Origin of the sequence: Bittarella massiliensis (ex Durand et al. 2017) (genome assembly GCF_001486165.1) — a bacterium.
GTDB lineage: Bacteria > Bacillota > Clostridia > Oscillospirales > Ruminococcaceae > Bittarella > Bittarella massiliensis.
Window position 1 is genome coordinate 1 of sequence record NZ_LN908970.1, and the last position, 1,157, is coordinate 1,157.

The window sequence follows — 1,157 nt, forward strand, 5'->3', positions numbered from 1 at the left end:
GGTGGGTGTCATGGCCACAACTGCAGTTTTCTCGAGTGAGTGAGGATAGGTAATGTCAAAACTCCTCGCGGTGTTTTGGGGACAAGACACGGAGAAGGAGCTGGTCGCTGCTCCCAGTCCAATTAGCAATAGATTATGGCGGTCTCTTATACACATCTAGATGGGTATAAGAGACATGCCCCTGGCGGGGACGGCGGTTGCCGCCGCTGCGGCCGCTCTTTTTCTGCTGGGGCTGAGAAGCGCCCTGGGTCTTGTTCTTGTCGGTGGTTGATTCTGCCATTTGTTCCTCCTGTAACTGCGGGGCGGGCCCTTTTGGGCACAGCCGCCGCAGGCGCCCCGCAGGGCGCCTCTTTATTTTCGTTGATTGGATTGTAGGATTTTCCGAATGCCCGGAAAGGGTGCGCGGCCGCCCGGCTCTGCCGACGCGCAGAGGGTCTGCGGCCACGCGCTGCGCCAAAGGGCGCAGGGAAAAACGTACAGATACAGATAAAATCATACTATCCGTTTTCCCCGCAAATGTCAAGGAAGGGGGAGCGTCTTCCCCGCCCTTCCGTCTTTTCCCAGTATGGGCCGATCGGGCGAGAAATATCTCCCTTTCACCAAGGGGCGGCGCTTGTGCCGCCGCCCCTTTTTGGGTATACTGGAAAAAGCGCCGGGCCCCGCCGCAACGGGCGGGGGCCAGGCGGGAAAGGGAGGCAGAGAGATGCCGGCAAATCACGTGGAAATTTTTACCGACGGCGCCTGCAGCGGCAACCCCGGCCCCGGGGGCTGGGGCGCCATCCTCCGCTGCGGCGACGCGGTGCGGGAACTCTCCGGCGGAGAGGCGCAGACCACCAACAACCGCATGGAGCTCACCGCCGCCATCGAGGCCCTGGCCGCCCTCAAGCGCCCCTGCCGGGTGGAGCTCTACTCCGACTCCAAATACCTGGTGGACGGGGTGCAGAAGGGCTGGGCTGTGAGCTGGCGGAAAAACGGCTGGCGCAAGGGGAACAAGGAGCCCGCCCTCAACCCCGACCTCTGGGGGCGGCTGCTGGACCTGCTGGAAGCGCACCAGGTGACCCTGCACTGGGTCAAGGGCCACGCCGGCCACCCGGAACATGAGCGCTGCGATGCCCTGGCGGCGCTCTCTCATACCCGTCTACATGTGTCTCAGCGCC

2 protein-coding genes are annotated in these 1,157 nt (G+C 63.1%); one reads left to right on the forward strand and one right to left on the reverse strand.

What is annotated here, in order from left to right; genetic code table 11:
• Positions 1-133 precede the first annotated feature (133 nt).
• Positions 134-280 carry a hypothetical protein gene (locus BN3266_RS13645; RefSeq protein ID WP_154668904.1) on the reverse strand — a complete coding sequence of 49 codons (147 nt, stop codon included), beginning with the start codon at positions 278-280 and terminating at the stop codon, positions 134-136.
• 423 nt (positions 281-703) lie between these two features.
• Here BN3266_RS13645 and rnhA point away from each other — a divergent pair.
• On the forward strand, positions 704-1,157 hold a 454-nt coding region (gene rnhA, locus BN3266_RS00010), incomplete at its 3' end, for a ribonuclease HI (RefSeq protein WP_059002832.1).